Origin of the sequence: Streptomyces nigra, from assembly GCF_003074055.1 — a bacterium.
In the GTDB taxonomy this organism is placed as follows: domain Bacteria; phylum Actinomycetota; class Actinomycetes; order Streptomycetales; family Streptomycetaceae; genus Streptomyces; species Streptomyces nigra.
In genome coordinates, this window is record NZ_CP029043.1 from 265,033 (window position 1) to 290,854 (window position 25,822).

The 25,822-nt window shown below is 70.6% G+C and carries 25 protein-coding genes; 12 read left to right on the forward strand and 13 right to left on the reverse strand.

Annotated elements, in window-relative coordinates:
• Window positions 1–5 precede the first annotated feature (5 nt).
• From DC008_RS01220 to DC008_RS01240, 5 genes are all read right to left on the reverse strand, one after another.
• Window positions 6–1,106, reverse strand: coding sequence for a PP2C family protein-serine/threonine phosphatase (locus tag DC008_RS01220; RefSeq protein ID WP_108705288.1), 1,101 nt, complete (start codon window positions 1,104–1,106; stop codon window positions 6–8).
• Between the two features lie 221 nt (window positions 1,107–1,327).
• A complete protein-coding gene (locus tag DC008_RS01225) occupies window positions 1,328–1,711 on the reverse strand; it encodes a VOC family protein (protein ID WP_108705289.1) in 384 nt (127 codons plus the stop codon).
• A 150-nt stretch (window positions 1,712–1,861) separates the two neighbouring features.
• Window positions 1,862–2,302 carry a hypothetical protein gene (locus DC008_RS35800; protein ID WP_244221311.1) on the reverse strand — a complete coding sequence of 147 codons (441 nt, stop codon included), beginning with the start codon at window positions 2,300–2,302 and terminating at the stop codon, window positions 1,862–1,864.
• A gap of 861 nt (window positions 2,303–3,163) precedes the next feature.
• Window positions 3,164–3,670, reverse strand: coding sequence for a DUF3291 domain-containing protein (locus tag DC008_RS01235; protein ID WP_108705290.1), 507 nt, complete (start codon window positions 3,668–3,670; stop codon window positions 3,164–3,166).
• An 87-nt stretch (window positions 3,671–3,757) separates the two neighbouring features.
• Window positions 3,758–4,324 carry a dihydrofolate reductase family protein gene (locus DC008_RS01240; protein ID WP_108705291.1) on the reverse strand — a complete coding sequence of 189 codons (567 nt, stop codon included), beginning with the start codon at window positions 4,322–4,324 and terminating at the stop codon, window positions 3,758–3,760.
• A 432-nt stretch (window positions 4,325–4,756) separates the two neighbouring features.
• Here DC008_RS01240 and DC008_RS01245 point away from each other — a divergent pair, with 432 nt between their 5' ends.
• Both DC008_RS01245 and thrS read left to right on the forward strand, forming a co-directional pair.
• Window positions 4,757–5,677: an NADP-dependent oxidoreductase gene (locus DC008_RS01245; RefSeq protein WP_108705292.1), complete on the forward strand. Its 921-nt coding sequence runs from the start codon at window positions 4,757–4,759 to the stop codon at window positions 5,675–5,677.
• 210 nt (window positions 5,678–5,887) lie between these two features.
• Window positions 5,888–7,111: a threonine--tRNA ligase gene (gene thrS / locus DC008_RS01250; RefSeq protein WP_108710507.1), complete on the forward strand. Its 1,224-nt coding sequence runs from the start codon at window positions 5,888–5,890 to the stop codon at window positions 7,109–7,111.
• A gap of 1 nt (window position 7,112) precedes the next feature.
• Here thrS and DC008_RS01255 read toward each other — a convergent pair whose 3' ends face one another.
• Complete coding sequence (locus DC008_RS01255) at window positions 7,113–7,730, reverse strand: zinc-binding dehydrogenase (RefSeq protein WP_244221312.1); 618 nt, start codon at window positions 7,728–7,730, stop codon at window positions 7,113–7,115.
• Between the two features lie 145 nt (window positions 7,731–7,875).
• Between DC008_RS01255 and DC008_RS36410 the strand changes: the two genes are divergently transcribed.
• Window positions 7,876–7,989: a TetR family transcriptional regulator gene (locus DC008_RS36410; RefSeq protein ID WP_279632292.1), complete on the forward strand. Its 114-nt coding sequence runs from the start codon at window positions 7,876–7,878 to the stop codon at window positions 7,987–7,989.
• Window positions 7,990–8,076: 87 nt separating this feature from the next.
• Window positions 8,077–8,382, forward strand: coding sequence for an SbtR family transcriptional regulator (locus DC008_RS36415; RefSeq protein WP_425276528.1), 306 nt, complete (start codon window positions 8,077–8,079; stop codon window positions 8,380–8,382).
• Window positions 8,383–8,818: 436 nt separating this feature from the next.
• Here the strand turns inward: DC008_RS36415 and DC008_RS01265 are convergent, their stop codons facing one another.
• Entirely contained in the window at window positions 8,819–9,544 is a 726-nt protein-coding gene (locus tag DC008_RS01265) for a GAF domain-containing protein (RefSeq protein WP_055619951.1), read from the reverse strand.
• Window positions 9,545–10,000: 456 nt separating this feature from the next.
• On the opposite strand from DC008_RS01265, the gene DC008_RS01270 reads away from it, so the two are divergent.
• Window positions 10,001–10,408 (forward strand): DUF4190 domain-containing protein, encoded by a 408-nt coding sequence (locus tag DC008_RS01270; RefSeq protein ID WP_108705293.1) that lies wholly within the window; start codon window positions 10,001–10,003, stop codon window positions 10,406–10,408.
• Window positions 10,409–10,426: 18 nt separating this feature from the next.
• Here the strand turns inward: DC008_RS01270 and DC008_RS01275 are convergent, their stop codons facing one another.
• Window positions 10,427–12,232 carry a helix-turn-helix domain-containing protein gene (locus DC008_RS01275; RefSeq protein ID WP_108705294.1) on the reverse strand — a complete coding sequence of 602 codons (1,806 nt, stop codon included), beginning with the start codon at window positions 12,230–12,232 and terminating at the stop codon, window positions 10,427–10,429.
• Window positions 12,233–12,391: 159 nt separating this feature from the next.
• Here DC008_RS01275 and DC008_RS01280 point away from each other — a divergent pair, with 159 nt between their 5' ends.
• From DC008_RS01280 to DC008_RS01290, 3 genes are read left to right on the forward strand one after another with little or no spacing between them, the layout of a single operon-like run.
• Entirely contained in the window at window positions 12,392–13,747 is a 1,356-nt protein-coding gene (locus DC008_RS01280) for an MFS transporter (protein WP_244221315.1), read from the forward strand.
• Entirely contained in the window at window positions 13,744–15,225 is a 1,482-nt protein-coding gene (locus DC008_RS01285) for an AMP-binding protein (protein WP_108705295.1), read from the forward strand. The genes DC008_RS01280 and DC008_RS01285 overlap by 4 nt, the downstream gene beginning before the upstream one ends.
• Window positions 15,226–15,278: 53 nt before the next feature.
• Window positions 15,279–16,931, forward strand: coding sequence for a tannase/feruloyl esterase family alpha/beta hydrolase (locus tag DC008_RS01290; RefSeq protein WP_108705296.1), 1,653 nt, complete (start codon window positions 15,279–15,281; stop codon window positions 16,929–16,931).
• A 212-nt stretch (window positions 16,932–17,143) separates the two neighbouring features.
• On the opposite strand, the gene DC008_RS01295 is transcribed toward DC008_RS01290, so the two are convergent.
• Window positions 17,144–18,127, reverse strand: coding sequence for a BtrH N-terminal domain-containing protein (locus tag DC008_RS01295; RefSeq protein ID WP_108705297.1), 984 nt, complete (start codon window positions 18,125–18,127; stop codon window positions 17,144–17,146).
• Between the two features lie 222 nt (window positions 18,128–18,349).
• On the opposite strand from DC008_RS01295, the gene DC008_RS01300 reads away from it, so the two are divergent.
• The gene (locus tag DC008_RS01300) at window positions 18,350–19,315 is read left to right on the forward strand and encodes an alpha/beta hydrolase (protein ID WP_108705298.1); all 966 of its coding nucleotides are present in this window, start codon (window positions 18,350–18,352) and stop codon (window positions 19,313–19,315) included.
• A gap of 213 nt (window positions 19,316–19,528) precedes the next feature.
• On the opposite strand, the gene DC008_RS01310 is transcribed toward DC008_RS01300, so the two are convergent.
• Window positions 19,529–20,080 (reverse strand): DUF3291 domain-containing protein, encoded by a 552-nt coding sequence (locus DC008_RS01310; RefSeq protein WP_108705300.1) that lies wholly within the window; start codon window positions 20,078–20,080, stop codon window positions 19,529–19,531.
• A gap of 204 nt (window positions 20,081–20,284) precedes the next feature.
• On the opposite strand from DC008_RS01310, the gene DC008_RS01315 reads away from it, so the two are divergent.
• Window positions 20,285–21,025 carry a class I SAM-dependent methyltransferase gene (locus DC008_RS01315; RefSeq protein WP_108705301.1) on the forward strand — a complete coding sequence of 247 codons (741 nt, stop codon included), beginning with the start codon at window positions 20,285–20,287 and terminating at the stop codon, window positions 21,023–21,025.
• Between the two features lies 1 nt (window position 21,026).
• On the opposite strand, the gene DC008_RS01320 is transcribed toward DC008_RS01315, so the two are convergent.
• Entirely contained in the window at window positions 21,027–21,614 is a 588-nt protein-coding gene (locus DC008_RS01320; protein ID WP_108710509.1) for a GNAT family N-acetyltransferase, read from the reverse strand.
• Between the two features lie 277 nt (window positions 21,615–21,891).
• Between DC008_RS01320 and DC008_RS01325 the strand changes: the two genes are divergently transcribed.
• Together DC008_RS01325 and DC008_RS01330 are read left to right on the forward strand one after the other, a co-directional pair.
• Window positions 21,892–23,199 carry an MFS transporter gene (locus tag DC008_RS01325; protein WP_425276529.1) on the forward strand — a complete coding sequence of 436 codons (1,308 nt, stop codon included), beginning with the start codon at window positions 21,892–21,894 and terminating at the stop codon, window positions 23,197–23,199.
• Window positions 23,200–23,256: 57 nt separating this feature from the next.
• A complete protein-coding gene (locus tag DC008_RS01330; protein ID WP_235071490.1) occupies window positions 23,257–23,850 on the forward strand; it encodes a TetR/AcrR family transcriptional regulator in 594 nt (197 codons plus the stop codon).
• Between the two features lie 228 nt (window positions 23,851–24,078).
• Here DC008_RS01330 and DC008_RS01335 read toward each other — a convergent pair whose 3' ends face one another.
• On the reverse strand, window positions 24,079–24,396 hold the full coding sequence (locus tag DC008_RS01335; RefSeq protein WP_108705303.1) for a hypothetical protein: 318 nt from the start codon (window positions 24,394–24,396) through the stop codon (window positions 24,079–24,081).
• Window positions 24,393–25,802 carry an APC family permease gene (locus DC008_RS01340; RefSeq protein ID WP_108705304.1) on the reverse strand — a complete coding sequence of 470 codons (1,410 nt, stop codon included), beginning with the start codon at window positions 25,800–25,802 and terminating at the stop codon, window positions 24,393–24,395. Before DC008_RS01340 ends, DC008_RS01335 begins: the two co-directional genes overlap by 4 nt.
• Between the last annotated feature and the right edge of the window lie 20 nt (window positions 25,803–25,822).

A 25,822-nucleotide genomic window follows, 5' to 3' on the forward strand; every position in this document is an offset into this window, starting at 1 on the left:
CTCGTTCACCGCTGCGCCAGTGATGACCCGCCGATGGGGCCTTCCGGAAGGTGGTAGGCGGCGAGTGCGGCGATGTCGTCGTCGAGGTGCCCGTCGGAGTAGCTGACCAGGTCCTGGTGGAGACGGTCCAGGAGGTCGGAGGGAGGGAGCGACGTCCACGACCGGATGCGCTCGTGCAGCGGATAGAAGTCGCCGTCCGCATCGCGGGTCTCGGTCACACCGTCGGTGTAGAGGAGGAGCAGGTCACCGGGACGGAAGGGCACCACGTCCACGCAGTACTCGATGCCCAGCAGGACACCGAGGTTGAGGGGCAGGCCCGGGTCGGACGGATGCAGTTCGGTGACGCCGTCAGGGCTCAGCCGTAAAGGGGGCGGGTGGCCACAGTTGACGAGGCGGACCACCGAGGCCTGGTCGGGCACCTCCGCGAAGACCGCCGTGACGAAGCGCTCCGCCATGTCGCTGCCCGGCAACTGCGCGGCCCGGCGGCTCATGCTGCGCTCGACGCGGTGGGCGACGGCGGCCAGGTCGGGTTCTTCATAGGCGGCCTCGCGGAAGGCGCCGAGCATCGTCGCGGCCGTCTCCACGGCGCGCAGCCCCTTGCCTCGTACGTCGCCGATGAGCAGGCGGACCCCGTGGGTGGTGGCGACCGCCTCGTACAGGTCACCGCCGATGCGTGCCTCCGCGGCGGCGGAGAGGTAGAGGGCCTCCATCGAGACCCGGCCCAGTCGGCGAGGCACGGGGCGCAGCAGGACACGCTGTGCCGTCTCGGCCACCGAGCGCAGCGTGGCGAGTGTGCGTTCGCGGTGGATCCGGTGCGCGGCCAGGATCGCGCCGAGCACGCCGAGGAGGGCGGTACAGACGTAGGCGCCGACGTAGTTGCGGTCCCACAGCTGGCCCACCATGCGCCCGGCGCAGCAGGGGGTGCCGGCCAGCACGCCTTCCAGTACGACGGCGAACACGGTGACGGCCAGGACCATGGCAGGGCCGTGCGCGTAGGCGGCGACCACGGGCAGGGCGATGAGCAGGAAGCTCACCGGCCACTGCACCGGTGTGATGGGCTCGAGGGCCAGGACACCGGCCACGTAGAAGGCCGGGAGCCAGCGCATCCACGCCGACGGCGTGGGGAGGCGCGGGGTACCGCCGTCCGGCTGTGGTCCACGGCGACCGTTGACGCCGACGCCGTTATGTCGGCCCGGTCGCCTCACCACCGGTTCCGGTCCCGGGCCGACGTGCGCGTGCCGTGCATACGAACCCCTGTCGAAGACTGATCACCATCATCGGGATCTTCATCGTAGTGGTCCGATATTTCGGATATGGGATGAGAGCGTCAGGGGGTTGTCGCGGCTCGTTCGGCCTCGCTGCGCAGAACGCAGAACTCGTTGCCTTCCGGGTCGGCGAGGACGGCCCAGCCGGAACCGTCGGGGTTCCGGAGGTCGGCGACCAGCGTGGCACCGAGGCCCAGGAGCCGTTCCACCTCCTCCTCGCGCGAGGTGTCGGGGCGCAGACACAGGTGGATGCGGTTCTTGACCGTCTTGGGCTCGGGGACCTGGTTGAAGTAGAGCGCGGGGCCTTCCGCCAGCACCACCTGGGTCTCCGGGTCGCCCGGTGCGGTCTCCGGATGCAGCGGACGGCACGTCACCCGGCTCCAGAAGGTCGCCAGTTCATAGGCGTCCGCACAGTCGATCGCCACGTTCTGCAATATCGAGGCCATGTGCGCGAGCCTTCCGGATGTGGGCGCCGGACGCCACCGACTTGATCGGCGGCGCGGTGTCGTGGCCGACGGCCGGACGGGAGGTCCGGCCGATGGTGTCGTGACTACCGGCCGACGGCGGGATGGGAGGTCCCGCCGATGGTGTCGTGACTACCGGCCGACGGCCGGACGGGAGGTCCGGCCGTGGAGCGCTGCCGCCGACGCGGCCAGTAGGCGGTGCAGGACGGGGACCGGGATGGACGGGTTGGTGATCGCCTCGTGGGCCGTGTCACGGTCGTGCAGGAGCGCGGACAGGACCCGGGCCGGGAGCCGCGGACTGCGCACGGCGGCCGCGCGGACGTGATGAGCCGGGTCGTTCAGCAGCCGCACCGCGTCGGCCGGAGCCAACCTGGGGTCCTCGCCGGCCCGGTGCCGCACCTCGGCTTCCGGATCGCGGGCGAGGCGTGCGACGTCGGCGGGCGTGGACTGCGGATCGTCCAGCGCCAGCCGCCGCATCCGCCCGTCCGGGGCCTCGGCGTGGCGCAGCAGGCCGGAGCGCGGGAAGTTGGGGTGGTTGCGGGGGCGGCCGGGATGGCTGAAGCTGCCTCCCACCAGCGCCACACCTCCAGCAGCATCGCGGCCGGTGCGTCGTCGCAGGATTCGGCGAGGAACAACTGGACCACACGGTCCTCGTCCCCGGCCAGCCGCTCCACGACGTCCGGTGGGAGGTGCCGGGCCCGGGCCACGCTGCGGCGGATGAGGGGATGGGACGAGGCGGCAAGGCGGCGCATAGCCTCGGCGTCACCGTGCAGGCGCTCCACCCAGGGCAGGGGGTACGACCTCGATCCCGGGTCGGAGTCGTGGAGAACGGCGGCCCGCTGCTCTTCGGTGAGGTCGGGGCGCAGCACGACCACCGCGCGGATGTCGTCGCAGGGGTCCTGCGCCAGAACGGCGACGTTCTGCGCGCCGAGCGTGGGGTTGGCGGCCAGTGCCCGGCGCACCGCCGGGTCCGCGTCCCGGACCAGCTCCGCCTCCAGCTCGGGCGCCAGGCTGCACTGTTCGAGCGCGCGCCGGGGTGCGGGGAGGAGGGTGAGGACTTCGCGCGGGATCGGGACGGCGATGTGATGGGCGAGCAGCGCGGGCGGCGCGCACCGTGTCGTCGGCGTCGACCAGCAGCCGCTCCCGCGGAAGCGCGGGCAGATCGTCCCACCGGGCGCAGGCGGCTTGAGCCGACCCGGTCGGCCGTGGTCGAGAACCGTAGCGTCCGGGCTTCGGCGTCCCAGCTGTAGACCATGGTGGTCAGGTGCGGGTGGCCGCTGCGCTTGACGGTGGCGAGAGCGCCGAATCGCTCTTGCCGAACAGGTTTCGCAGAGGGCTTCGTCGGACAGGGCTCGGGGTGCTGGTCGTTGCGTCAAGACGTGGTCAACGTCCGTGATGGCGCGGGCATTTCGCGGACGGGAGTCGCGGACCGTCTCAGAGCGCCGAGCAGCCGAGTCCCTCCGGTACCTCGCCGAGCAAGGGCTCGGCGCCGCCGGGTGGGAACGACGTGCGCAAGGTGAAGGCGTACGGCGTCGGGCCGTGGGTGCGCAGGTGCAGCAGCCGGGTCTCGGCTTCGGCGACGGTCGGGCGGTGTCCCTCCGGCACCCACCACAGCGTGGTCATGGCCTCCTCGACGCGCTCGAACCACTCGCGCCGACGGCTGAGCATCTCCCGGTGGCGGCCCTGGTACATGAAGGCGGTCAGCGCGTCCGTGTCCCGCCACACCGACATGTTGATGATGAGCCACGGGTCGCCGAAGACAGGGATGGCCGTCGCGTCGCCCTCCTCGTCCTGCAGCCGCCACACGAACCCGTCGGCGTCGTCGGCGTCGGCGTTGACCGGGTCGAGGTTGTCGACGAAGTCCTTCAGCAGGGGGGTGTCCAGAGGCGCTTTGAGTCGGGCTATGTTCACCTGGGCGAGTTCGTGCGCGGTGTCGGTCATGGATCGGACGTTAGGCCGGGATCCGTGCGACCAGGTACCCCTGTCTCAGCAACTGGGCATGTGGAGCCGCGAGTTCAGGGCACCTGCTCAGCGCCTCGTCTGGTATCGCGTCATGACCACGCCCCCGGGGAACGTCCGCGTGTCCAGCATGTCCAGGTTCACCCAGCCGTCCAGTGCGGTGAAGAACGGTGTGCCGCCGCCCACCAGGACCGGGTGGGTCGCGACCACGTACTCGTCGATGAGGCCGGCGCGCATGGCCGCCGCGGCGAGCGTGGCGCCGCCGATGTGCATGGGGCCGCCGTCCTCGGCCTTGAGCCGGGTGATCTCGGCGACGGCGTCGCCGTTGACCAGGCGGGCGTTCCAGTCGACCTTGTCGATCGTCGAGGAGAACACCACCTTCGGCGTGTCCCGCCAGGTCCGTGCGAACTCCTGCTCCGCCGGGGTGGCGTCGGGTCGCTGGTCGCCGGTCGGCCAGTAGGAGCTCATCGTCTCCCACAGCTTGCGCCCGTACAGCGCCAGCTCACACGTCTGCTCGAGGTCGAGCCACCACTGGAACAGCTCCTCGCTCGGCGGACCGCTCCAGCCGATGTCGTCGCCGGCCGCGGCGATGTAGCCGTCCAGGGACTGGTTCATGCCGTAGATGAGCTTCCGCATGGCGCAGCCTTCCCTCCGTGGGTGTCCGACAGTGAGACCCGCGCGGCGCGGGAAACTCATCGGTGCGCGAGCGCGATCCGTACGCGCGGTCGTCCCGGTTCTGATGCCCGTTCCCGAGAGTCAGCGTGATGGACGCCGTCGACCCCGGCAAGCCGCCCGATCGCGCGACGATCATCACCGGGACGACCTGCGAATGGACCAATGGGAGGGTCCCGAAATGGCCCAGATCTCTGGGCCGCCCCGGTCGTAGGGTCGGAGACGTGATCGCCCCGGGCATCTGCCTGTCGTGCCGTATACGCCGCCGTATGCGATAACGGGGTGGGCGGGTGCCGGGAGCGGTCGCGGCGGGCGAACCGGCTTCCCACGGGATCGCCCGCGTCATCAGGTGCGACGTCCGCTCCCCTGCCTCCCTCCCGACTTCGAGGACCCCTCATGCAAGCCATCACCGTCCAAGACCGTGACGCCGGTGTCGGTGGCCTCGCCCTCTCCGAGGTGGCCCGTCCGCACGCCGCTGAGAACGACGTGATCGTCGAGGTGCACGCCGCCGGGTTCACCCCGGGTGAGCTGGACTGGCCCAGCACCTGGACGGACCGGGCCGGTCGTGACCGCGCCCCGAGCGTGCCCGGGCACGAGTTGTCCGGGGTGGTCACCGAGCTCGGCTGCGGCACCACCGGACTGACCGTCGGCCAGCGTGTCTTCGGTCTGACCGACTGGGCCCGCAACGGGACGCTGGCCCAGTACACGGCTGTCGAGGCGCGCAATCTCGCCCCGCTTCCCGCCGACGTCGACCACGTCACGGCCGCCGCGCTGCCGATTTCCGGGCTCACCGCCTACCAGGCCCTGTTCGACCATGCGCACCTGACCGTCGGGCAGACGGTGCTCATCCACGGCGCGGCGGGCGGCGTCGGCTCCCTCGCCGTCCAGCTGGCGCGCGAGGCCGGCGCGCGGGTGATCGGCACGGGCCGCGCGGCCGACCGTCAGACCGCCCATGACCTGGGCGCGGAGGAGTTCGTGGACCTCGGAGCCGAGAAGCTGGAGGAGGTCGGCCAGGTCGACGTCGTCCTCGATGTCATCGGCGGCGAGATCCTCGAACGCTCCGCCGCCGTCGTCCGTCCGGGTGGCACCCTGGTCACCATCGCCGAACCGGTCACCGTCCACCCCCGTGGCGGACGCGGCGTCTTCTTCGTCGTCGAGCCCGACCGGGCCCGTCTGGCCGACCTCGCGCAGCGGGTCCGGGACGGCCGGCTCAAGCCGATCGTCGGCGCCGTCCGCCCGCTCGCGGAAGCGGCCGCCGCGTTCGCGCCCGGCAAGCGCGTGCACGGCAAGACGATCATCCGCGTGGCGGGGAGCTGAGCCGACAGTCCGCCAAAAATGGGCGGGTGGACATCACGGCGCGGTGCTACCGTCTGCGGCATGAAGCGCGCTGCCATGACGACGACGCCGGAGAGTGTCCCGGCGCGCTGACAGACGACCTGATCCGCAGCCCCGGGGCAAGTGCCCCGGGGCTGCGTCGTGGCCCGGTCCACTTGCCCCGCCACCAGCAGGGAGACCGTGATGACCACCGTGCAGGACCACCGCAGACTCGGCCGTGAACTCGGACTGTTCGACACCGATCCGCTGATCGGGGCCGGTCTGCCGTACTGGCTCCCCGACGGGGCGGCCGTGCGGCACACCCTGGAGGAGTACATCCGTACCGCCGAGCGGCAGGCCGGCTATCAGCACGTGTACTCGCCCGTGCTCGGCAAACGGGAGTTGTACGAGATCTCGGGGCACTGGGCCCACTACAGCGACGACATGTTCCCGCCGATGGACCTCGGCGGTGAGCAGGTCGTCCTGCGGCCGAGTCTGTGCCCTCATCACGCGGTGATCTACCGCTCCCGCTCCCACAGCTACCGTGAACTACCGCTGCGGATCGCCGAGTTGGGCGGTATGTACCGCTCCGAACTCTCCGGTGTGCTGGGCGGGCTGACCCGGGTACGGTCCATCCAGCTCAACGACGCGCACATCTTCTGCACCCTGGACCGGGTCGCCGAGGAGGCGCAGGCCGCGCTGGAGGTGATCCGCCGCGCCTACGAGGCGCTCGGCATCACCCCGACCCGCTACCGGCTGTCCCTCCCGGGCCCGGGCGGCAAGTACGTCGCCGCGCCGGAGAAGTGGCAGCGCTCCATCGCCCTGCTGATCCACGTCCTGGAGAGCAGCGGCCTGCCCTGTGAAGCGGCCGAGGGAGAGGCCGCGTTCTACGGCCCGAAGATCGACGTCCAGGTCACCGACGGAGTCGGCCGTGAATCCACCCTGTCCACCGTCCAGGTCGACTTCCACCAGCCCGAACAGTTCGATCTGCACTACATCGGGGCGGACGGCGCCAAGCACCGTCCGGTCATGGTCCACCGCAGCATCATCGGCAGTGTGGAGCGTGCCGTCGCCCATCTCATCGAACAGCACCAAGGCGCCTTCCCCGCCTGGCTCGCCCCCACCCAACTGGTGATCCTGCCGATCTCCGACGCCGAAGTCCCGAACGCCGCGTCCCTCGCCCGGCGTTGCGGCGATCTGGGGCTGCGGGCCCGGATCGAGGGCCCGGACCGGGGCAGCCTCGGCGCCCGCATTCGCGCGGCGCGCCTGGTTCCGTACCAGGCTGTCATCGGTGCCAGGGAGGCCGCCGACGACCGCGTGGCGCTGCGGCTGCGCGACGGGCGCCGGCTCGACCCACTACCGGTCGATGACGTGATCGGGCGGATCGGCGCTCTCGTCGGGGCGCAGAGCACCGAGCTGTGGGGGGCCGACTCGTAGGTCAGAGATCGATGACGATCTTGCCCTGCACATGCCGGCCGGCCTGGAGTTCGGCCGCGCGGCGGATCTCATCGATCGGGAAGGTCGCCGCGATCGGCACCCGCAGTCGGCCCGCGGCGACCAGACCGGCGATCTCCTCCAGGGCACCGGGCGCGGCGTTCGCACCGTTGGCCGCCGTCACACCGTCGACCTGCGCGGCGATGGTGCAGATACGGCTGTCGGGGACGCCGATTTCCCTGGCGACCCGCACCGTCTCCACACCGTGCAGATCGAGCACGGCGGTGGCGCCGCCGGGAGCGAGCGCCCGGACCCGGTCGGCCAGGCCCTCGCCGTGGACGACCGGCTCGGCTCCGAGCACGCGGAGACAGTCGGCCGACGTGGCCGATCCCGTGCCGATCACGCGCGCGCCTGCGATCCGGGCCAACTGGACGGCGAACACCCCGACTCCTCCCGCGGCACCGCCGATCAGCACGGTGTCGTCCGGGCCGGGGTCGATCGCGGCGAGGGCGGCCGACGCCATGCGGCCTGCGATCGTGAGGGTGGCGGCGGTGCGGTCGTCGACGCCGTCAGGTGTGCGGTGGACCTCGTCCGCCGCGGTCTTCCCCGTCGAGTCGACCACACAAAGCCGGCGACCGCGCGCAACAGGGCTCCACCGAACACCCGGTCTCCGGGCGCGAATTCCGTGAGCCCGTCACCGACCTGGTCGTGCGGGCGCCCGCACACCGCGAGCGGACGCCGCCCGCCACGGCGAGCAGTTGCTCGCCGTGGCGACCCGCGTCTTCATGGCGGCTGACACCGAGCCGTCGATGCGCGCGATCGCCGCCGAGGCCGGGGTCGGCATCGCCACGCTCTACCGGCACTTCCCGACCCGCGAGTGACTGGTCGACGCGGTCTACCAGGACCAGGTCATACGGCTGACCAGCGGCGCCCGCGACCTGCTCGGCGAGCTTCCCCCGACTGCGGCGATGCGGCGCTGGATGGATCTGTTCGGGGAGTGGATCGCCACCAAGAACGGCATGCTCGACACCCTGCTCGCCATGATCGAAGCCGGGGAGATCGCCCACGCCCGGACCCGCACCGAGCTGCTGACGGCCATCACCGCCATCCTCGACGCCGGCCGCGCGGCGGGCGACTTCCGCTCGGACGTCACCGCCGAGGACATCGCCGCCTCACTCATCGGCATTTTCACTGTGGCGCCGCCGTCCGGACAGCACGCCAGGGCCGCCCGCCTGCTGGACCTCCTGGTGGACGGGCTACGGCCCGTCCGCTGAGCCGGGCACACGAGCGCCCATCACCGCGACCCCTTCGCGGTGATGGGCAGGGTTGAGATGCCTGGCCCCCCAAGTGCACCTCAGATGACGGTGTCCGGCTCAAACGACGGTGTCCGGCTCAAGCCCTGCTCAGGAAGCGGATGAGCGCTGTCGCCACACGCTGAGCCGTCCGTCCGGCGAAGGACCGCGCGACGGTCTGGTTCACTTTTCGGAAGTACTCGTCGTCGGTTATCGCACCGGCCACCCAGCGTCGACCGGACTCGACTACCGCCTGCTCACTCTTGATCATTACTTCCCCCCGGGGCTCAGGAGTGCGCTACCGGCGCGCACCGTGTTCCGCTCCACGACCGTTTTACCCGCTCTCGGACGACGATTCACCAGACTGTGATGAAGTTGTCGAGCGAGTCGCTTTCTGTTCGGTGTTGCTCGCAGGCGGTCAGGCGGGAGTGGCGGCCTGGGTGACGGCGAGAATGTTGGCGAACATGCGGACCAGGCTTTCGTGCACTTCCGCGAGATCGTCCACTTTCGGTGCGTCCAGAATGAGGACGCCTTTCGCCTCTTCGCCCGCGTACACGGGGGCGACGATCGCCGTGCGGTAGTCGTCGCCGAGATTGAAGCTCGGGTTTCCATTCGTCTTTCTCGTATCCGGAATGCTGATGACATTCTTGCGGTTCATGATGTACAGCAGGTCGCTGCCCGAGCCGTCGGCGACGGGATAGGTTTCCAGGGCCTTCATATTGCCGGAGCTGCCTCTGCGGTGAAAGCAGGTCCCCTGGCTCTGGCTCTCCAGCGCGTAGAAGGCGCAGCGGGCCGTGGGGCTGACGTGCGTGGCCAGCAGGGTGACGGCCTTGTCACGGATGCGCGCCCTGCGCTCGGCGGCGTCGTCCGGGTTCTCGGCCAGCCAGGCCAGGTGTTCCATTATGGCGCACAGGCTCTCCCCGAATTCGACGAGCTGGGCGCTGTTCGACTTGCGCTTGATACGCAGGGCGAAGTAGGCGGCCAGCGTGGCCGTGCTGGCGCCGATGGAAATGTAGATCAGCCGGGCGGTCCCATTGACCTGACTTGCGACCGAACCGACGATGAAAGTAATCCCCGGGAAGAAGATCGTCGCGCAGACGACGACAATCCTGCGCCACTTCTTGGCGCGCTGCGGGTTACTCATGTTCCCCCCTTTTGCGGTACAGGCCCCCGCGCATATATCTACCGATTGCCTTGATGTGCGCGGGAACGGAGACACGCTATGAGAGCGACCGGTCCCCCACCGCTGGAATATTCATCCCGTTCATCGGCGAGGGAGGCGCATTGAAGCTGGAAAGGGGATTGAGGACTGTCTTTCGCGCCCCCGGGAGGCGCCCCTGCTGTGTCCGGGGTGCGGGGGCGGCGAGCGGCAGCCGGTGCGGGTGAGGGGGCGTCGGGTACGTGGTGCGGCCCGGCTCGGGGTACGTGGTGCGGCCCGGCTTCATGTGCGGGGTGCGGTCGGCTTGGGGCGCCGGCCTCAGCGTCAACGCCCCTTTGGCAGGCGCCACCTGACGCGGCGTATGCCCCGCGATTCCCGGGGCACACGGGCAGCGAGGCACCACAGCGAGGTCACAGCGGACCGCGAGCAGCGAGGAATCGAATGACACACCAGGCCCCTCACCCCTACTCCTCCGACGGGTACCACGAGCCCGAGGCTCCCCGGAGCAACGGCATGGCGATCGCGGCCCTGGTGCTCGGCATCACGGCGTGCGTGTTCTTCTGGACCGTCTTCGGCGGCATCATCCTGGGCCTGCTCGGCCTCGTCCTCGGGATCGTCGCCGCCCGGCGCGCCCGCGGCGGACGTGCGCGGCACCGTGGGATGGCCGTCGCCGGAGCGATCCTCGGCGCGCTGGGACTCATCGCGTCGTCGGTGATCGTCGCGGTCGGGGTCTCCTTCCTCACCTCCGACTCGTTCAAGGACTACAACGACTGCGTCCAGCACGCCGACAGCCAGGCGGAGCGCGACCAGTGCGCCCAGGACTTCGAACGCGATGTGAACGACAACTGACCGCGTACGGCGGGTGGTTCAGCCCGGCGCCGGTCCGTCGACGGCGGCCCGCAGCTCGTGCAGCCGTAGCGCCAGATGGAGGCGCAACGCCGAGTCCGCCGAGCGCCAGTCCTCGCCGAGCAGGACGCCGATCCTGTCCAGCCGCTTGAGCAGGGTGTTGAGGTGGACGTGCAGGGCGCGTGCCGTCTGGCTCAGGCTCCCCGAGTGGGCGAAGTAGGCGGCCGCCGTGGCCACCAGGCGCGTGGAGCGGCGGCGGTCGTACTCGAGGAGCGGCCCCAGGCTGTCGGTGAGGAACCGGTCGAGGTCGTCGGCCCGATCGGGGTCGAAGACGAGGGCGTACATCTCGTACTGCTGCGTGCCGGCGCCGCGGTCGGTCTCGCCCAGAGCGCGCAGCACCTTCAGGCAGCGCAGGGCGAGGGCGTGGGAGCGAGATCGCTCCTGGCCGGTGATCCGGTCGCACACCACGAGGGCGGGGGCGCCGAGCGCCCGGCGCAGCGAGTCGTGCAGGGTGCGGGGCAGGTCGCTCTCGCCTCCGGCGCGCAGGAGCATCGTGGCGCGGCCGAGGTACTCGCCGGCCAGCCCCGACCAGGCGGAGGAGATGGGCTTGAGCTGCCGGACGATGTCGGCGGCGGATCGTTCGGGGCATTCGACCACCACGAGGGTGTCGAGGTGGTCGACGTCGACCCCGCGGGACAGCGCCCGGTCGCGCTGGGCGGGATGCAGGGGCGACGGTGACATCAGCTCCATGAGCAGTTCGCCCCGCACCCGTTCCTCGGCCTCGACGCGCGCGTCCCGCATGAGGATCAGCAACCCCATGATCTGGGCGGAGCGTTCGAGCATGCGTACGTCCGCCGGTTGCGGGGCGGCCCTGCGGGTCAGGCACAGGAAGCCGAAGTGGCTGCCACCGGCCCGGGCGGCGATGACGCTGCGGTACGCGCCGTCCTGGCCCTTCGCCGAGACGCACCGCCCGGTGCCGCGGGCCTCGTCGCGCAGACGGCGTCCCAGGTCCTCCTCTCCGTCCTCGCCCGCCTCGCCGTGCGGCCGGACCGCCAGGACCCTGTCGTCGCGGTCCTGGATGGTGACCGTGCCCTGGAGCTGCTCGACCAGCAGGTGGGCGATGTCGCCGGGCCCGCCGCCGGTCAGCACCACATGGGTCAGCGCCTCGTGCACGGCTGCGGCCCGCTCCAGCGTGGAGACCTGCTCCTCGATCGTGCGGTAGGCGTCCTCGAGCCGCCGGAGCGACACCCGGGTCTGCTCGTAGAGGCGGGCATTGTTGAGGGCGACCGCGGCATGGCTCGCGAAGGCGCTGAAGAGCGCCACCTCGTCCTTCTCGAAGGGCCGCTCGGTGCGGTCGGCGGCGAAGAGCGCGCCGATCGCCTCCTCCCCCACGAGGAGCGGTACGCCCAGGAGGGCCGTGAGCCCCTCGCGGGGCACGAGCAGGTCGAAGGTGGGGTCGTGCGGCAGAGCCTGCGCCTGGCGGTAGTTGCTCACCCAGAACGGCGCCTTGTCCTCGAGTACGCGCCCGCCGAGGCCCCGGCCCGGCGGTACGCGCGCGGACGAGAACTCCGACGAGATCGTGCCGGCGGACGCCTTGAGCGTGAGGTAGCCCTCGGCGTCCAGCAGGGACAGGTAGACGAAGTCGCTGCCGATCAGTTCGTGGGCGTGCCGGACGATGGACCGCAGCACCTCGTCGACCTCGCGCAAGGCGGTGAGCGAGCGGGCCGTCTGGTAGAGGCTGCTCAACTCCCGCTCGCGGCGGAGCCGGTAGGACGTCAGCTCGCCGTCGCCGCTGGAGCCGGCCGTGCCGGAGTCGTTCTGCGCCATCGTCGCCACCGCCTCTGCCTCAGGTGGTGAATTCATACACCATCGTGACACCAGTGGTGTAGGTACGTTCCATCTCCGCTCAGGCCCGCGGCCCCCTACTGTCACCTGTCACCGCACACGTAACCCCGTCGGGGCCCGGCTTCCCTTGGAGTGACAAGCATGTCGATTCCTGCTGTCGGCGGTCTGCACACCGTCGCGACCCGCAAGGCGATGCTCCGGCTGCTGCCTCTCCTCTGCCTCACCTACTTCATGTCCTACGTCGACCGGACCAACATCGCCCTGGCCAAGACCCATCTGCAGGCGGACGTGGGCATCAGCGCGGCGGCGTTCGGCCTGGGCGCCGGGCTCTTCTTCCTGACGTACGCGCTGTTCGAGGTGCCCAGCAACCTCGTCATGTACCGCGTGGGCCCGCGACGCTGGATCGCCCGGATCGCTCTGACCTGGGGCGCGGTGACGTCCCTCATGATGTTCATCGCCGACGACGTCACCTTCTACATCGGGCGGATCGCCCTCGGCGCCGCCGAGGCCGGTCTGTACCCGGCGATGATGTTCATGATGACGCGGTGGTTCGCGCAGAAGGACCGCGCCACCGCGATCGGGTTCATCTACCTGGCGCCCACACTCGGTCTGCTCCTGGGCGGGCCGCTCGGCGGTGCCCTGATGGAGCTCGACGACGTCGCCGGATTCCACGGCTGGCAGTGGATGTTCCTCATCGAGGGCCTGATCACCATGGTCATCGGGCTGGTCGTCCTGGCCTTCCTGCCCGAGGTCCCGGCCGACGCGAAGTGGCTGGCCGAGGATGAGGCCGCCGTGCTCAGCGAGCGGGCCGAAAACGGCGGCCAGGGCGCCGGCGGGCACAGCCTGAAGGGAAACGTCGGTCAGGCGTTCGGGCGGCCGTTCATCCTGCTCATCGGCGTCATCTACTTCCTGAACCAGCTGACGATGAACGGAGTCACGTTCAACGTGCCCTCGATCATCGAGTCGCTGGACGTGAACGGCTCCTTCCTGATCGGCCTGCTCAGCGGAGTGACCGGCATCGGCGGCACGATCGGCGTGCTGGTGATTCCGGCGCTCTTCCGCCGCCTCCCGCGCGAGTCGCTGACCATCGGCGTCCTCGCGGTGGCCCCCGCCCTGACCGCGGCGGTGTTCCTCGCGGTCTCCTCCCCCACCGTGCGGATCGTCCTGATCGGTGTCATGTCGATGCTGCTCTTCGGCACCCTGCCCGTCTTCTGGTCGGTCGCCATGGCCCGGATGTCGGGGATCGTGGCGGCCGCCGGGCTCGCCTTCATCAACACGGTCGGCCTCTGCGGCGGGTTCGTCGGGCCGTATCTGTTCGGTCTGGCCGAGTCCGACTCCGGGGACCCGACCTCCGGCTTCCCCATCGTCATCGTCGCCTCCCTGGTGGCGGGCGGACTCGCCGTCGCCCTGCGCTGGGCGCTGCGCCGGGAGGACAGCGCGACCGCAGGGGCCGCGGCACCGTCCACCGTCGAGCGCGACCCGGAGGTACTGGCGTGACGTTCCTGCCCGTAGAGGGATTCCCCCTGTCCGGGATCCCCGGCGCGTACGCCGCCGAGATCGGCGACACCGTGGTGGTGCGCGCAGGCGCGGACACCCTGACGTGGACGGAGCTGCATCGGGGGAGCAACCGGGTCGCGCGGGGCCTGCTGGCCGCCGGAGCGGCCACCGGCCGGATCGTGACCCTGCTGCTGCCCAACTCGACCGATCTCGTCCTGGCCGTCTTCGCCTGCTACAAGGCGGGCGCCACCCCTCAGGTCCTGTCGCCTCGCATGAGGCCGGCTGAGCTCGACGCCGTCCTCGAACTGGGCGACCCGGCCGTAGTGGTCACCGAAGCGGACAGTTCGCTCGTCGACCGCACGAGGGCGGTGTCGGTCGAGGAACTGGGCGCCGGGCAGAGCGACGACGACCTGGAACCGGCGATCGCGACGTCCTGGAAGGCCCCGACCTCCGGCGGCTCCACCGGCCGCCCCAAGATCATCCTGTCCGGCAGGCCGGCCGTGACCTCCTCGTTCGACTCGGACATGTGGCGGATCGGCGCCGGTGAGGAGGCGCTGATCACGGCTCCGCTGCACCACAACGCCCCGTTCGTCACCGCCCTCACGACGATCTTCCTCGGCGGCTCGGTGACCCTGCTGACCAGGTTCGACGCCGAGCGGACCCTCTCCGCGATCGACGAGTACGAGGTGACGTGGGTGTATCTGGTGCCCACGATGATGCGCAGGATCACGGCGCTCCCCGACGAGGTCCGCGACCGGTACTCGCTCGCCTCCCTGCGCGCCGTGTGGCACTGCGCGGAGCCCTGCCCCGTCTGGCTGAAGAGGAAGTGGATCGACTGGCTGGGCGCCGAACGGGTCTGGGAACTGTACGGCGGTACGGAGGCGGAAGCCGGCTGCACCCTTCGCGGCGACGAGTGGACGCAACACGTCGGCTCGGTGGGCAAGGTGACATGGGGTCAGATGAAACTCCTCGACCCCGAGGGTACGGAGATCACCGAGCCCGGTGTCTCCGGGGAGATCTACATGCGGGTCACTCCGGGGACCCCTGCCACCTACCGCTACATCGGATCCGAGGCCACCACGCTCGACGGCTGGTCCTCGCTGGGGGACATGGGACGGTTCGACGCGGACGGCTATCTGTATCTGCTCGACCGCCGATCGGACATGATCACGGTCGGGGGCGTCAACGTGTATCCGGCGGAGATCGAGGCCGCCCTGGTCGAGCACGAGCAGGTGCTGACCGCGGTCGTCATCGGGCTGCCCGACACCGACACCGGGAACCGGCTGCACGCGATCGTCCACACGCCCCGGCAGGCCGACGTCACCCCCGACGACATCCACGCCTTCCTCGACGGCCGATTGTCGCGGCACAAGCTGCCCAGGTCGATCGAGCTCGTCCACGACTCTCTGCGTGACGCGGCGGGCAAGGTGAGGCGCTCGGAGCTGCGCGCCCAGCGCATGCCGGAGCCAAGCCGATGACGCCTCGCCCCTCACCGCCATCGCCGCCACCGGACCGAGCTGGAGGAAACCGTATGAACCCGCGAACGCTGACGGGAATCGCCCTCGCCACGGTCGGAGTGCTCCTGGCCGTCCCCGCCCAGACGCGTCCGTCCCAGGCCGCGACCCCGGGTGCCGCCGCACGGTGCGCGGCGCTGGCCGGGACGGCCATCCCGGCGAGCGTCATCTCCTTACGCACGCGGGGCGGCCGTGTCGACGCCGCGTCCCCGGTGGCGGAGACCGTCGGCGGGGTGAGCCTCACCTACTGCCGGGCCGACGCCGCCCTCTCCCCCGTCGACCGCGCCGCGCCCGAGATCCGGCTCCGCGTCGCCCTTCCCCTCGACTGGAACCGTAGATCCATGATGTTCGGGGGCGGCGGCTACAACGGCACCGTTCCCGACGTCCGGGGCGACGTCCCCTTCGCGCCGACGGACGGCGCCCCACCGCTGGCGCGCGGCTTTGCGACGTACGCCGGCGACTCCGGGCACCAGGCGGACCCCGCCAAGCACCCCATCCTCTCCCTGGACGGCTCGTTCGCCGTCGACGACGAGGCGCTGCGGAACTTCGCCGCCGGGGACGCGCTCAAGAAGACGCACGACGCGGCCCAGTTCCTGATCCGTACGTTCTACCGGGCGAAGCCCCGGCACACCTACTTCGCCGGCGGCTCCACCGGGGGCCGGGAGGCGCTGGCGATGATCCAGCGGTGGCCCACCGCCATGGACGGCGTGATCTCCGCCTACCCGGCCTGGAACAACCTCGCCGAAGCGCTCTACCTGGGACGCGCGACGCACGAACTGGCGCGCCCCGGGGCCTTCCCCGGACCAGAGAAGCAGACGCTGCTCTACGAGAGTGTCATGCGCGCGTGCGACGGACTGGACGGACTGACCGACCGAGTCGTCTCCAACCCGGACGCCTGCCGGTTCGATCCCGGCACCCTGCGCTGCCCGGACGGCGCCGACACCGGTTCCTCCTGCCTCTCGGACGCCCAGATCACCGCGATCAGGGTCATCTCGTCCCCCTGGAAGTGGCCGTACCGCGTCGCCAGTGGTGAACGCGGATACCCCGGCTTCCCGTTCCTCTCCGGAGCCGATCTGCGCACCCCGGTCCTGGGCTTCGGCACGACCGCGCCGTCCACTCCGATGCCGCTCACGAGCGGGTACGGCATGCAGTACTGGGACCAGTGGGTGCGGTACTTCCTCACGCGGGACGCCGACCGCGACTCCCTGAGCGTCGACCCGGCGCGGCCCGGCACCTGGCTCAAGCGCATCAGCGAGCTGTCGAAGCTCCAGGACATGAACGACGCGGACCTCTCCCCCTTCGCCCGGGCGGGCGGCAAGCTGCTGCTCCTGCACGGGGCAGCGGACGAACTGGTCTCGCACCGGGCGACGAACGACTACTACGAGCGGGTGTCGGACGTGGTGGGGCCGCGCGGGACACGGGAGTTCATGCGGTACTACCTGGTGCCGGGCGCCAATCACGCGAACTTCGGCAGCCCTGCCTTCGCCGCCTCCTGGGACTCCCTCACGGCGATCGAGCGGTGGTCCGAGCGGGGCGTCGAGCCGGTCGCGCCGGTCGTCGTGGACGCGGGCGACGGCAGGGCACGGCCCCTGTGCGAGTACCCAAGTTGGCCGAGGTACCGGGCCGGGGATCCTGATGACGCGGCCAGCTTCAGGTGTGTTCGGGGATGAGGGGGCGTGGGCGGAGGTGCCCGGCGAGGGGTCAGCTCCGGGCACGCCCGCGATAACTCAAAGCGGGCAGCGGGAAGTTGCCCTGTTCCGTATGCCCACGACGTAGTGCCAGTCGCCGGGGGCGTCGGGCGTACCGGTGCGGCGGTTGGTTGCCGCGGGGTATGCGGCCCAGCGTGGCTTGGGACCGCTGGGGGGTGTCTGTCGGACACCCCCTAGACCCGGCTGAGGGACTGCATGGCCTCGCGCTCGATGCGGGCGAGTTGATGGAGCAGGTCGCCGGCCCGGGTGAGGTGGTCCGGGTCGCCGGACTCTCCCGCTGCCGCGATGAGACCGGCGGCCTGGGTCCAGAGTGTGGCCGCCTCGCCATACAGCCTGTGTCCGGTGCGCAGATGGTCGCTGTCGATCCACTGGGCGCACTCCGCCAGGAAATCCCGGTACAGATTGCGGAACAGCGCTCCCCCGGTCCCGGCCTTCTCCATGAGGAGCGCGACCCGGGGCAGGTCCTCGCCGGGGCGGTCGCTGCGCTGGAGCCACGACCGCACCAGCCGCGAGGCCTTCTCGATGCCGCGGTGGCCCAGGTTGGCGATGGGTGGATCGAGGAAGGCGTCGGCGCACGCTCTGATCGCGGGACGCGCGCTCTCGTCGGGCAGCCGGTGATTGCGGGGCGCACGGATCGTGAACGAGCGGTGCCGGGCGGTCATCGGGCCACGCTCGGCCCGCGCTCTGGCGAGGCTGTCGAGGCCGGTGGTGACGGCTCCGCCTTGCGGGGCGGTGTCCACGAGGTAGGCGCTCGCGTCGTCGTAGCCGTACAGGGCGACGACGTGGCCACCGAAGTGCACCTTGGTCGTGAAGTAGTCCAGGTGGTAGCTGTCGAGCTGCAGGCCGAGCGGCCGTCCCTCGTCGACGGCGGTCGTCACGTGCTGCCACGCCCTGCGCGGCGAGGTGGTCTCCTCGACCCGGAGGTCGAGACCGAGCGCTGCGGTCAGATGTCTGGTGAGCTCGAACGGCTTGACCCGGCCACCGAGGAAGGGGAAGCCCATGTTCTTGCTGTCCCAGTAGATGAAGGAGAGCCCGGAGCCCAGCCCGAAAAGCATGGGCTCGGACAGGTCGATCCCTTCGTGTCGCAGGAGCACACCCAGCGTCGTCGTCTCGCAGTGCTGCATGCCGCGCGCGTCGATGTCTCCGACCAGGGTCATGCCGCTCATTCTGCTTCCCCGCGCCGTACCGCGAAGGGGCTTTTCCCTCCGCGGCGGGCCGGGACATGGAGTGCGACCGGCGCGGGCCGGTGGGAGCATGGAAGCGGAATCCTGCCGACCAGGCCCTTGGTCCTTTCGGCTCCGGGAGAGCGAATGTCAGGGTGTCCCTCCCCCGCCCGCCGTGCGCGCGCCGCACTCGCAGGGCTCCTGCTCCCGTGCGCGATGGCCCTGGTCACGGTCGGCTCGGGCGCTGTCGCGGTGGGGGACACCAGCCCTGACCCGCCGACGCAAGCGACGGCCACGAGCGCCGACTCCACTGAGAACGACTTCAGCGGACTGGTCGACATCGGTGACGGACGCAAGATCTACGCGACCTGTAAAGGCACCAACCACGACGGTTCGCGGACGGTCGTCCTCGTCGCCGGCAAGGGAAACGGCGCCGACGACTGGAAGTCGATCCTGGACCCGGACGACCCCGTACACGACGCACCCGGCGATGATCTGCCCTTCCACCAGGAAGGCATCCACCACAGCGACGACTCCGTGTTCTCGCAGGTCTCCCGCTTCACCCGGGTCTGCACCTACGACCGCCCCGACGTCCGCGTCACCGGCGCCGACGTCTCCACCCCTCGGCCACAGCCCCACACGGTCGACCTCGACGTGAACGACCTCGACGCGATGCTCACCTCCCTCGGCGAGCAGAAGCCGTACGTGATCGTGGCGCACTCGTACGGCGGTCTGATCGCCACGCTGTACGCACGCACCCATCCGCAGGACGTCGCCGGTCTGGTGATGGTGGACGCCGTCACGGAACACATGACGGACGTGGCGAGCCCCGGCGCCGTGAAGAACTGGGACGCGTCCAACGCGCAGACGTCACCGGAGTCGAGGGAGGGGGTGCGTCTCCTCGACGCCTTCGAGAAGATCGAGGCCGCCGCTCCGCCGCGGGCCGTTCCGGCCGTCGTCCTGTCCGCGGACAAGCCCTGGCGTGTCGACCTCCTGCCTCCCGAGGCCAAGAAGGGCGAACAGGTCACCTTCGACGACTGGCTGGAGTCCCAGCAGCGGCTCAGCGAGACCCTCGGCGCCCGGGAGTACATCACGAACACCGACAGCGGCCACGACATCTACCTTTACCAGCCGCGCATGGTCGTCGACGCGATCTGCGACGTCGTCAGGGCGTCGTCCTGAATCACCGCTCCTGGCGGAGGCGGCGGGAATCTCGGGGACGCTGCCGCAGAACTGGACGTGTCCTCCGAGCCGTGACACCGACATACGTGCTGGACGGCAGACAGATCAGAACGCTGGAGGACTTCTGGCGAGTCATCGGCGAAGCGATCAACGGCCCGGGGCGCTACTTCGGTCAGCGCCGGCCCACTGTCTTCGATTGGCTGACCGAGATCTTCAACGATCGCGCTCCTGGCGTTCTGCGACTCCGGTGACGGACGCGCCGGACTCCGTGAACGCGCGGTGAAAGGTGAAGGCGTGCGGTGCCGGGCCGTGGTCGTGGAGGTGTTCCAGCTTGGAGACGCCGTCCTGCCAGGTGGGGGTCGCGTCGTCGGGGACCCACCAGATGACGTGACTCGGGCGCCCCGTCCGCTCGAACCAGTCGTAGCGCCTGTTGAGTGCCGCGCGGTGCAGACCGGTGTAGATGGCGTCGAACGCGGGGCGCAGGCCGGTCCAGAGCGAAAGCGTCGCGGCGAGGGCGGTGGTCTCCACCGTGCGGCCCTTGTCGTACCAGCTGGGCACGGTGAACTCGCCCCAGGCACCCCAGTCCGCGCCGAAAAGCAGACCTCGGTCACCGCCGTTCGTGATGGCATGCCCCAGGTACCCGGGGTGCTCACCGATCTTCCGGTAGACGGCCTCACCCGTCTCGTAGAACTCGCGTGTGGCAGGCGTGGAGTCGGACAGAGGGGTCTTCAGGATTCCGAAGGTGTACAGGGCGAGACGGCGCATGCGGGCTCTCTCCGAGGGACGCAAGGGGGGTCGTACGAGGTCGAGGACCCGTGGAAGGTAGCCGCATCCGGAGGTGTTGTCGAAGTTGCGTTCTGCCTGCTGAAGTGGCCTCCTCAATAGGTCACTTGGCGTACCGGGGCGGTGATACGCGCCATTGCGTCGGTGAGCCCTTTCCCGGGGGCGGCGGGTGGGCATACTGCGGGCGTGGCGACCTACAACAGCATCGGTGCGACCTACGCGCAGACCCGGCGACCCGACCCCCGCATCGCGGCCACCATCCGTCGGGCCCTCGGTGGTGCCGCCACCGTCATCAACGTGGGCGCCGGAACCGGCTCCTACGAACCACCCGAGACCGTCGTGGCCGTGGAGCCCAGCGCGGTGATGATCGCCCAACGGCCGACCAACGCCGCGCGGGCCGTGGAGGCGATCGCGGAGGCGATCCCCCTCGCCGACGGCTCGGCCGATGCGGCGATGGCATCGCTGACGGTGCATCACTGGAGCGACCTGGAAGCGGGCATCGGCGAACTCCGCCGGGTCGCGCGGCGACGGGTCGTCGTCTTCACCTTCGACCCGGACGTCAACCACAGGTTCTGGCTACTGGACGAATACCTGCCGGAGGCAGCCGCGTTCGACAGCACGCGCGCTGTTCCGATCGACCGCCTGGCGGCGCTCATGGGAGGCGCCCGTGTCGAGACGGTCCCCGTGCCGCACGACTGCACCGACGGCTTTCTCGCCGCCTTCTGGCGCCGACCTGAGGCCTACCTCGATCCGCGGATCCGGGCGGGTATCTCGATGTTCGCCCAGGTCGGTGAGGACGCCGTCCGGTCCGGGCTGAGCCGGCTGGCCGACGATCTGCCGTCGGGCCGGTGGCACCGGCGTCACGCCGACCTGCTCGACCGGGAGTCACTCGATGTCGGTTACCGGCTGCTCGTGGCCGAGTTGTAGGTCAGGTGTGCGGGACGGCCCTGCCCACAGGATGGGGGGCTGACGGCCGCCACTCCCTTCTGAGCAGGCCGTACACCCAGGAGTCGGAGACCTCGCCGTTCACGACGCAGTCCTCCCTCAGCGTCCCTTCGCGCACGAATCCCACCTTCTCGAGGACCCGGGCCGATGCCGCGTTGCGTGTGTCGGCCTCGGCCTGGACGCGGTTGAGGTCCAGCGTCTCGAACGCCCAGCGCAGCAGAGCGTGTGCGGCCTCCGTGGCGTAGCCGTGTCCCCACATCGCATCGCCGAGGACGTAACCCAACGAGGCGCTGCGGTAGTCGGGGTTCCATCCGGACAGCCCGCACCAGCCGACGAACGCCCCGTCGGCGGCACGTTCGATGGTCACCCGCGCCCCGGTTCCCTCGTCCGCCATCGTCCGGCACGTCGCGATGAACCGCTCCGCGCGTGCGCGGTCCGTCCACGGCGGGGAGTCCCAGTAGCGCATCACGTGGGCGTTGCTGTGGAGCGCGTAGAGAGGTTCCGCGTCGGCGTCGGTGAAGGGGCGCAGTCGCAGGCGCTCGGTGTGCAGAACGGGGGTGGGCAGAGTCATGCGCACCATCTTGTTGCCTGTCGGGGAGGCAGTGCACCTGAATACCGGTCCCGTCCACAGGGCCCGCCGCGACCCTTGGGGATCGGCACCACTGCGCCGAAGAGCTTCGGCCGTGCGCGCACCGCGCGGAACACGATCGATTCACCACGTGACCGCGCGCAGCGCATCCCACACCCATCGCGACCATGCCGAATTCTTACCGCCCCAACACCTGGCGATTAGACAGACCTGTCTACTATCGACGAGTCCGGTTCGCCCCTCTTGCCGAGAGTGACTCATGAGTCGCGCAACCACCGCTTCCCCCTCCGCCCCTCCGACCGTCACGATCACGCAGCACCCGGCACACGCGGCTCCACGGCGCGGGTTTCCCCTGCTGGGACGCAAGACCTCGATGGCCGTCTTCGCCTCGATCCTCATGTCGCTGCTGGGATCGTCCAGCGCACCGACCCCCCTCTACGCGGTCTACCAGCAGCACTGGGGGTTCTCGCCGATCACCATCACCGTCGTCTTCGGCGTGTACGCGGTGGCCGTGCTCTCGGCGCTCCTGTTCTTCGGCAGGCTCTCCGACCATGTCGGCCGGCGGCCGGTCGTCGTGACGGCCCTGGTCGTGCAGGTGGTGGCCATGGCCGTCTTCATGGGTGCCAGTGACGTGGGTGCGCTGATGACGGCCCGCGTCCTGCAGGGACTGAGCGTGGGCGCGGCCGTCGGAGCCCTCGGTGCCGGGATGCTGGACATCCACCCGCGCCGGGGCGGGTTCCTGAACTCCTTCGCGCCCATGCTGGGCACCGCGTCCGGGGCGATCGTCTCCGGGCTGATCGTGCAGTACCTGCCGGCGCCCACCCGCCTCGTCTACGCGATCCTGCTCGTCGTCTTCGCCCTGCAGGCCCTGGCCGTTCTCGCCATGCCGGAGACGGTGAGCCGCAAGCCCGGCGCCCGCGCCAGCATGATCCCCGAGTTCAAGCTGCCCAGGTCGGCGCGCGCCAGCGTGGCCATCGCCGTGCCCGTGATGTTCGCCGTGTGGTCCATGAGCGGCCTGTACGGGGCCCTGGGCCCGTCGCTCACCCGGGCCCTGACGCACTCCACCTCGGTGGTGTGGGGCGGGCTGCCGCTGTTCGTGCTCGCGGTCTCCGCGGCGCTGACCACGGTGACGCTGCGGAGCGCCGGCGCCCGGTCCGTGATGCTGCTCAGCATCGGCACGCTCATACTCGGCGCGGCCATCACCGTGTCGGCCATCGGCTCGGGCGACGGCGGCACCGGGTCCGTGATCGGGTTCTTCGTCGGCACCGCGATCGCCGGCATCGGCTTCGGCAGCGGGTTCCAGGGCGGCATCAGGCTGGTCATCCCGCAGGTCGAGGCGCACGAGCGGGCCGGTGTCCTGTCCCTGCTGTACGTGGTCTGCTACGTCGGCCTGGGCCTGCCCGCCATCATCGCCGGGGTGCTGGTCGTGCACGGCGACGGCTTGATCGTGACGTCCAGGGAGTACAGCATCACTCTCATCGTGCTGGCCCTCGTCGCCCTGGCGGGACTGCTGCGCAACGGCCGCCGGAACAAGAACCGGCTCGAGGCCCAGGTGTCCGAGGGCTGATCCGGACGCTCCCACGGGTCTACAATGAACAGATCTGTCCAGAGAAAGGTGAGCGCCATGGCGGCCAGGACCTCCAGCCGGTTGTCCGCGCGAGAGCGTCTCCTCACCGCGGCCGACGAGCTCTTCTACGGCGAAGGCGTGCAGACCGTCGGTATCGACCGGGTGATCGAGCACGCCGGAGTGGCCAAGGCGTCCCTGTACAACACCTTCGGCAGCAAGGAAGGCCTGGTCTGCGCCTACCTGGAACTCCGCTTCGAGCGCCGTAAGGAACACATCACCCGGGCGCTGACACGGTTCCGTACACCGCGTGAGCAGTTGCTCGGCGTCTTCGACGCGTTGGGTGAGGCGTTCACCGACCCCGGGTACAACGGTTGCGCCTTCGCCCGGGCCACGTCGGAGGCGGACGAGGACAGTACCGTGCGCAGGGTCGCGGACGGCTACCGGGAGTGGCTGCGCGGCCTGTTCGCCGAGCTGGCCACCGAGGCCGGATTCGCCGACCCCGACACCATCGCCCGGCAGTTCATGCTGCTGTACGACGGCGCCGGGCAGTCCGCGAAGATGGACCACGATCCCTCCGCGGCCACGACCGCCCGGGGCGCCGCGGCCGTACTCCTGGACGCCTCCCCGCTCCGGCCGGCCGGAGCGGCGTAAGAGCTCCGAACAAGAGTGGAGTCCGGCTCTCGACGCCTGGCCCGTACGCTCGCCGCGTTGCCGGAATCCCCTGGTAGCCCCGCTACCAGGGGCTTCCGGCGCCTTGCGATCGCACGCACCGGACGCCGCGAGCTGATCGGACTCCACGGTTCGGAGCTCTGAGACCCCGCGCGGGCCTCGACCTCGGCGGACGGCACGATCGGCTGGTGTCACAGTCGCCGGGTCGGCTCAGTCCTCGGCGTCGAGCGCCGCCAGCCCGGCCTCCCAGCGTCGTCGGCGCTGCTCCTCGGACTGCTCCCACCACGGGGTGCCCCGCTCCCCCAGGGCGACCTTGGCCCGCTGGACGCGGGCGCGGGCCTCCCGTCCGGCCTGCTCGTCGTCCGCCGTCGTCGCCGAACGGACCGCCCGGCGGGCGGACATCAGGTGTTTGCGCAGACGCGCGGCGGTCTCCTCGGGGAGGGACGGGTCGGTGGCTCGCCATTTCCGTCCGTCGATGACGACGTAGTGCCCGTCGGGGGTCTTCTCCGGTGGTTCACGCGTGCTCACGTGGCAGAGCCTTCCCGTTCCGCTTGCGCCCGCTGCTCCGTCCTGACGTCGGCGGCGGTACCGGCAGCGGCGCCGTCCTTCTTGCGGCGCAGGGTGGTCAGTGCGGCGAGCAGTACACCGACGCCGACGATGGCCAGTCCGCGCAGCCACACCGCGCCCTCGATCTGTGTGGCCAGCAGGACGCACGAGGCGAGGCCCAGCACCGGCAGCACGGTCGGGGCACGGAAGTGGTCGACCTCGCCCTCGTCGCGGCGCAGGACCAGGACGGCGGTGTTGACCATGAAGAAGACGATCAGCAGGAGCAGGACCAGCGTCGAGGCCAGGGTGGCGACGCTTCCGGTGAGGGCGAGCAGCATCGCCAGCAGCGTGGTGACGGCGATCGCTGCCCACGGGGTGCGGCGGCCGGGCAGCACCTTGGTCAGCGGGGAGGGGAGCAGGCCGTCCTTGGCCATGCCGTAGGCAAGGCGGGAGGACATGATGCCGGTGAGCAGCGCGCCGTTGGCGACGGCGACGAGCGCGATGGCGCTGAACAGCCGGTCGGGTACGCCGCCCGCTTCCTTGACGACCTCCAGCAGCGGCCCGCTGGACTCGGCGAGCCGCGACGTCGGCACCGCCGCGGACGCGGCCAGGCCCACCAGCACGTACACGGCGCCGGCGGTCGCGAGGGCGCCGAACAGGGCGCGGGGATAGGAGCGCCGCGGGTCGCGGGTCTCCTCGGCGACGTTCACCGAGGTCTCGAACCCGACGAAGGAGTAGTACGCCAGCACCGAGCCGCTCAGGACGGCCGCCGCAGCCCCCTTCTCGGGCGTGCCCAGCTGGGTGAGCCGTCCGACGTCGCCGTCGCCGCGCAGCAGGAGCCAGGCGCCGAGGACGATGATGAGGACGAGTCCGCCGACCTCGATGACGGTGGCGACGACGTTGGCGCGGGTGGACTCCTTGATGCCGCGCGCGTTGATCAGGGCGAGCAGGCCGAGGAACGCGACGGCGACCAGGCCCACGGGCAGCGTCACGAACTCCGCCAGGTAGTCGCCGCCGAAGCCCCGGGCGAGGGCGGCCACGGAGACGACGCCGGCGGCGAGCATGCAGAAGCCCGCGACGAACCCGGCGAACGGCCCGAAGGCGCGCGTCGCGTAGTGGGACGCTCCGCCCGCCTTCGGGTATTTCGTCGCCAGCTCGGCGTAGGAGGCGGCGGTCAGCAGGGCGAGCAGCAGGGCGACGACGAGCGGCACCCAGACCGCTCCCCCGGCGTCGGCGGCGACCTGGCCGACCAGGACGTACACCCCGGCGCCCAGGACGTCGCCCAGGATGAAGAAGTAGAGCAGCGGGGTCGTCAGGGCGCGCTTGAGCGCCGTGCCCTCCCGTGCCGCGCCCGATCCGCCCGTACCCGTCCCCGCCTGCGTCGTCATGCTGTTTCCGCCTCTTCTTG

Coding starts and splice junctions, on each gene's coding strand:
- DC008_RS01245 (WP_108705292.1), top strand. CDS start 4,757: ATGCAAGCCATCACCGTCCAAGACCGTGACGCCGGTGTCGGTGGCCTC.
- DC008_RS01330 (WP_235071490.1), top strand. CDS start 23,257: ATGGCGGCCAGGACCTCCAGCCGGTTGTCCGCGCGAGAGCGTCTCCTC.
- DC008_RS01295 (WP_108705297.1), bottom strand. CDS start 18,127: ATGACCCTGGTCGGAGACATCGACGCGCGCGGCATGCAGCACTGCGAG.
- DC008_RS01240 (WP_108705291.1), bottom strand. CDS start 4,324: ATGCGGAAGCTCATCTACGGCATGAACCAGTCCCTGGACGGCTACATC.
- DC008_RS01300 (WP_108705298.1), top strand. CDS start 18,350: ATGGCCCTGGTCACGGTCGGCTCGGGCGCTGTCGCGGTGGGGGACACC.
- DC008_RS01275 (WP_108705294.1), bottom strand. CDS start 12,232: ATGGCGCAGAACGACTCCGGCACGGCCGGCTCCAGCGGCGACGGCGAG.
- DC008_RS01325 (WP_425276529.1), top strand. CDS start 21,892: ATGAGTCGCGCAACCACCGCTTCCCCCTCCGCCCCTCCGACCGTCACG.
- DC008_RS01290 (WP_108705296.1), top strand. CDS start 15,279: ATGAACCCGCGAACGCTGACGGGAATCGCCCTCGCCACGGTCGGAGTG.
- DC008_RS36415 (WP_425276528.1), top strand. CDS start 8,077: ATGCGGCGCTGGATGGATCTGTTCGGGGAGTGGATCGCCACCAAGAAC.
- DC008_RS01320 (WP_108710509.1), bottom strand. CDS start 21,614: ATGACTCTGCCCACCCCCGTTCTGCACACCGAGCGCCTGCGACTGCGC.
- DC008_RS01310 (WP_108705300.1), bottom strand. CDS start 20,080: ATGCGCCGTCTCGCCCTGTACACCTTCGGAATCCTGAAGACCCCTCTG.
- DC008_RS01270 (WP_108705293.1), top strand. CDS start 10,001: ATGACACACCAGGCCCCTCACCCCTACTCCTCCGACGGGTACCACGAG.
- DC008_RS01340 (WP_108705304.1), bottom strand. CDS start 25,802: ATGACGACGCAGGCGGGGACGGGTACGGGCGGATCGGGCGCGGCACGG.
- DC008_RS01280 (WP_244221315.1), top strand. CDS start 12,392: ATGTCGATTCCTGCTGTCGGCGGTCTGCACACCGTCGCGACCCGCAAG.
- DC008_RS01225 (WP_108705289.1), bottom strand. CDS start 1,711: ATGGCCTCGATATTGCAGAACGTGGCGATCGACTGTGCGGACGCCTAT.
- DC008_RS01265 (WP_055619951.1), bottom strand. CDS start 9,544: ATGAGTAACCCGCAGCGCGCCAAGAAGTGGCGCAGGATTGTCGTCGTC.
- DC008_RS01220 (WP_108705288.1), bottom strand. CDS start 1,106: ATGCGCTGGCTCCCGGCCTTCTACGTGGCCGGTGTCCTGGCCCTCGAG.
- DC008_RS01235 (WP_108705290.1), bottom strand. CDS start 3,670: ATGACCGACACCGCGCACGAACTCGCCCAGGTGAACATAGCCCGACTC.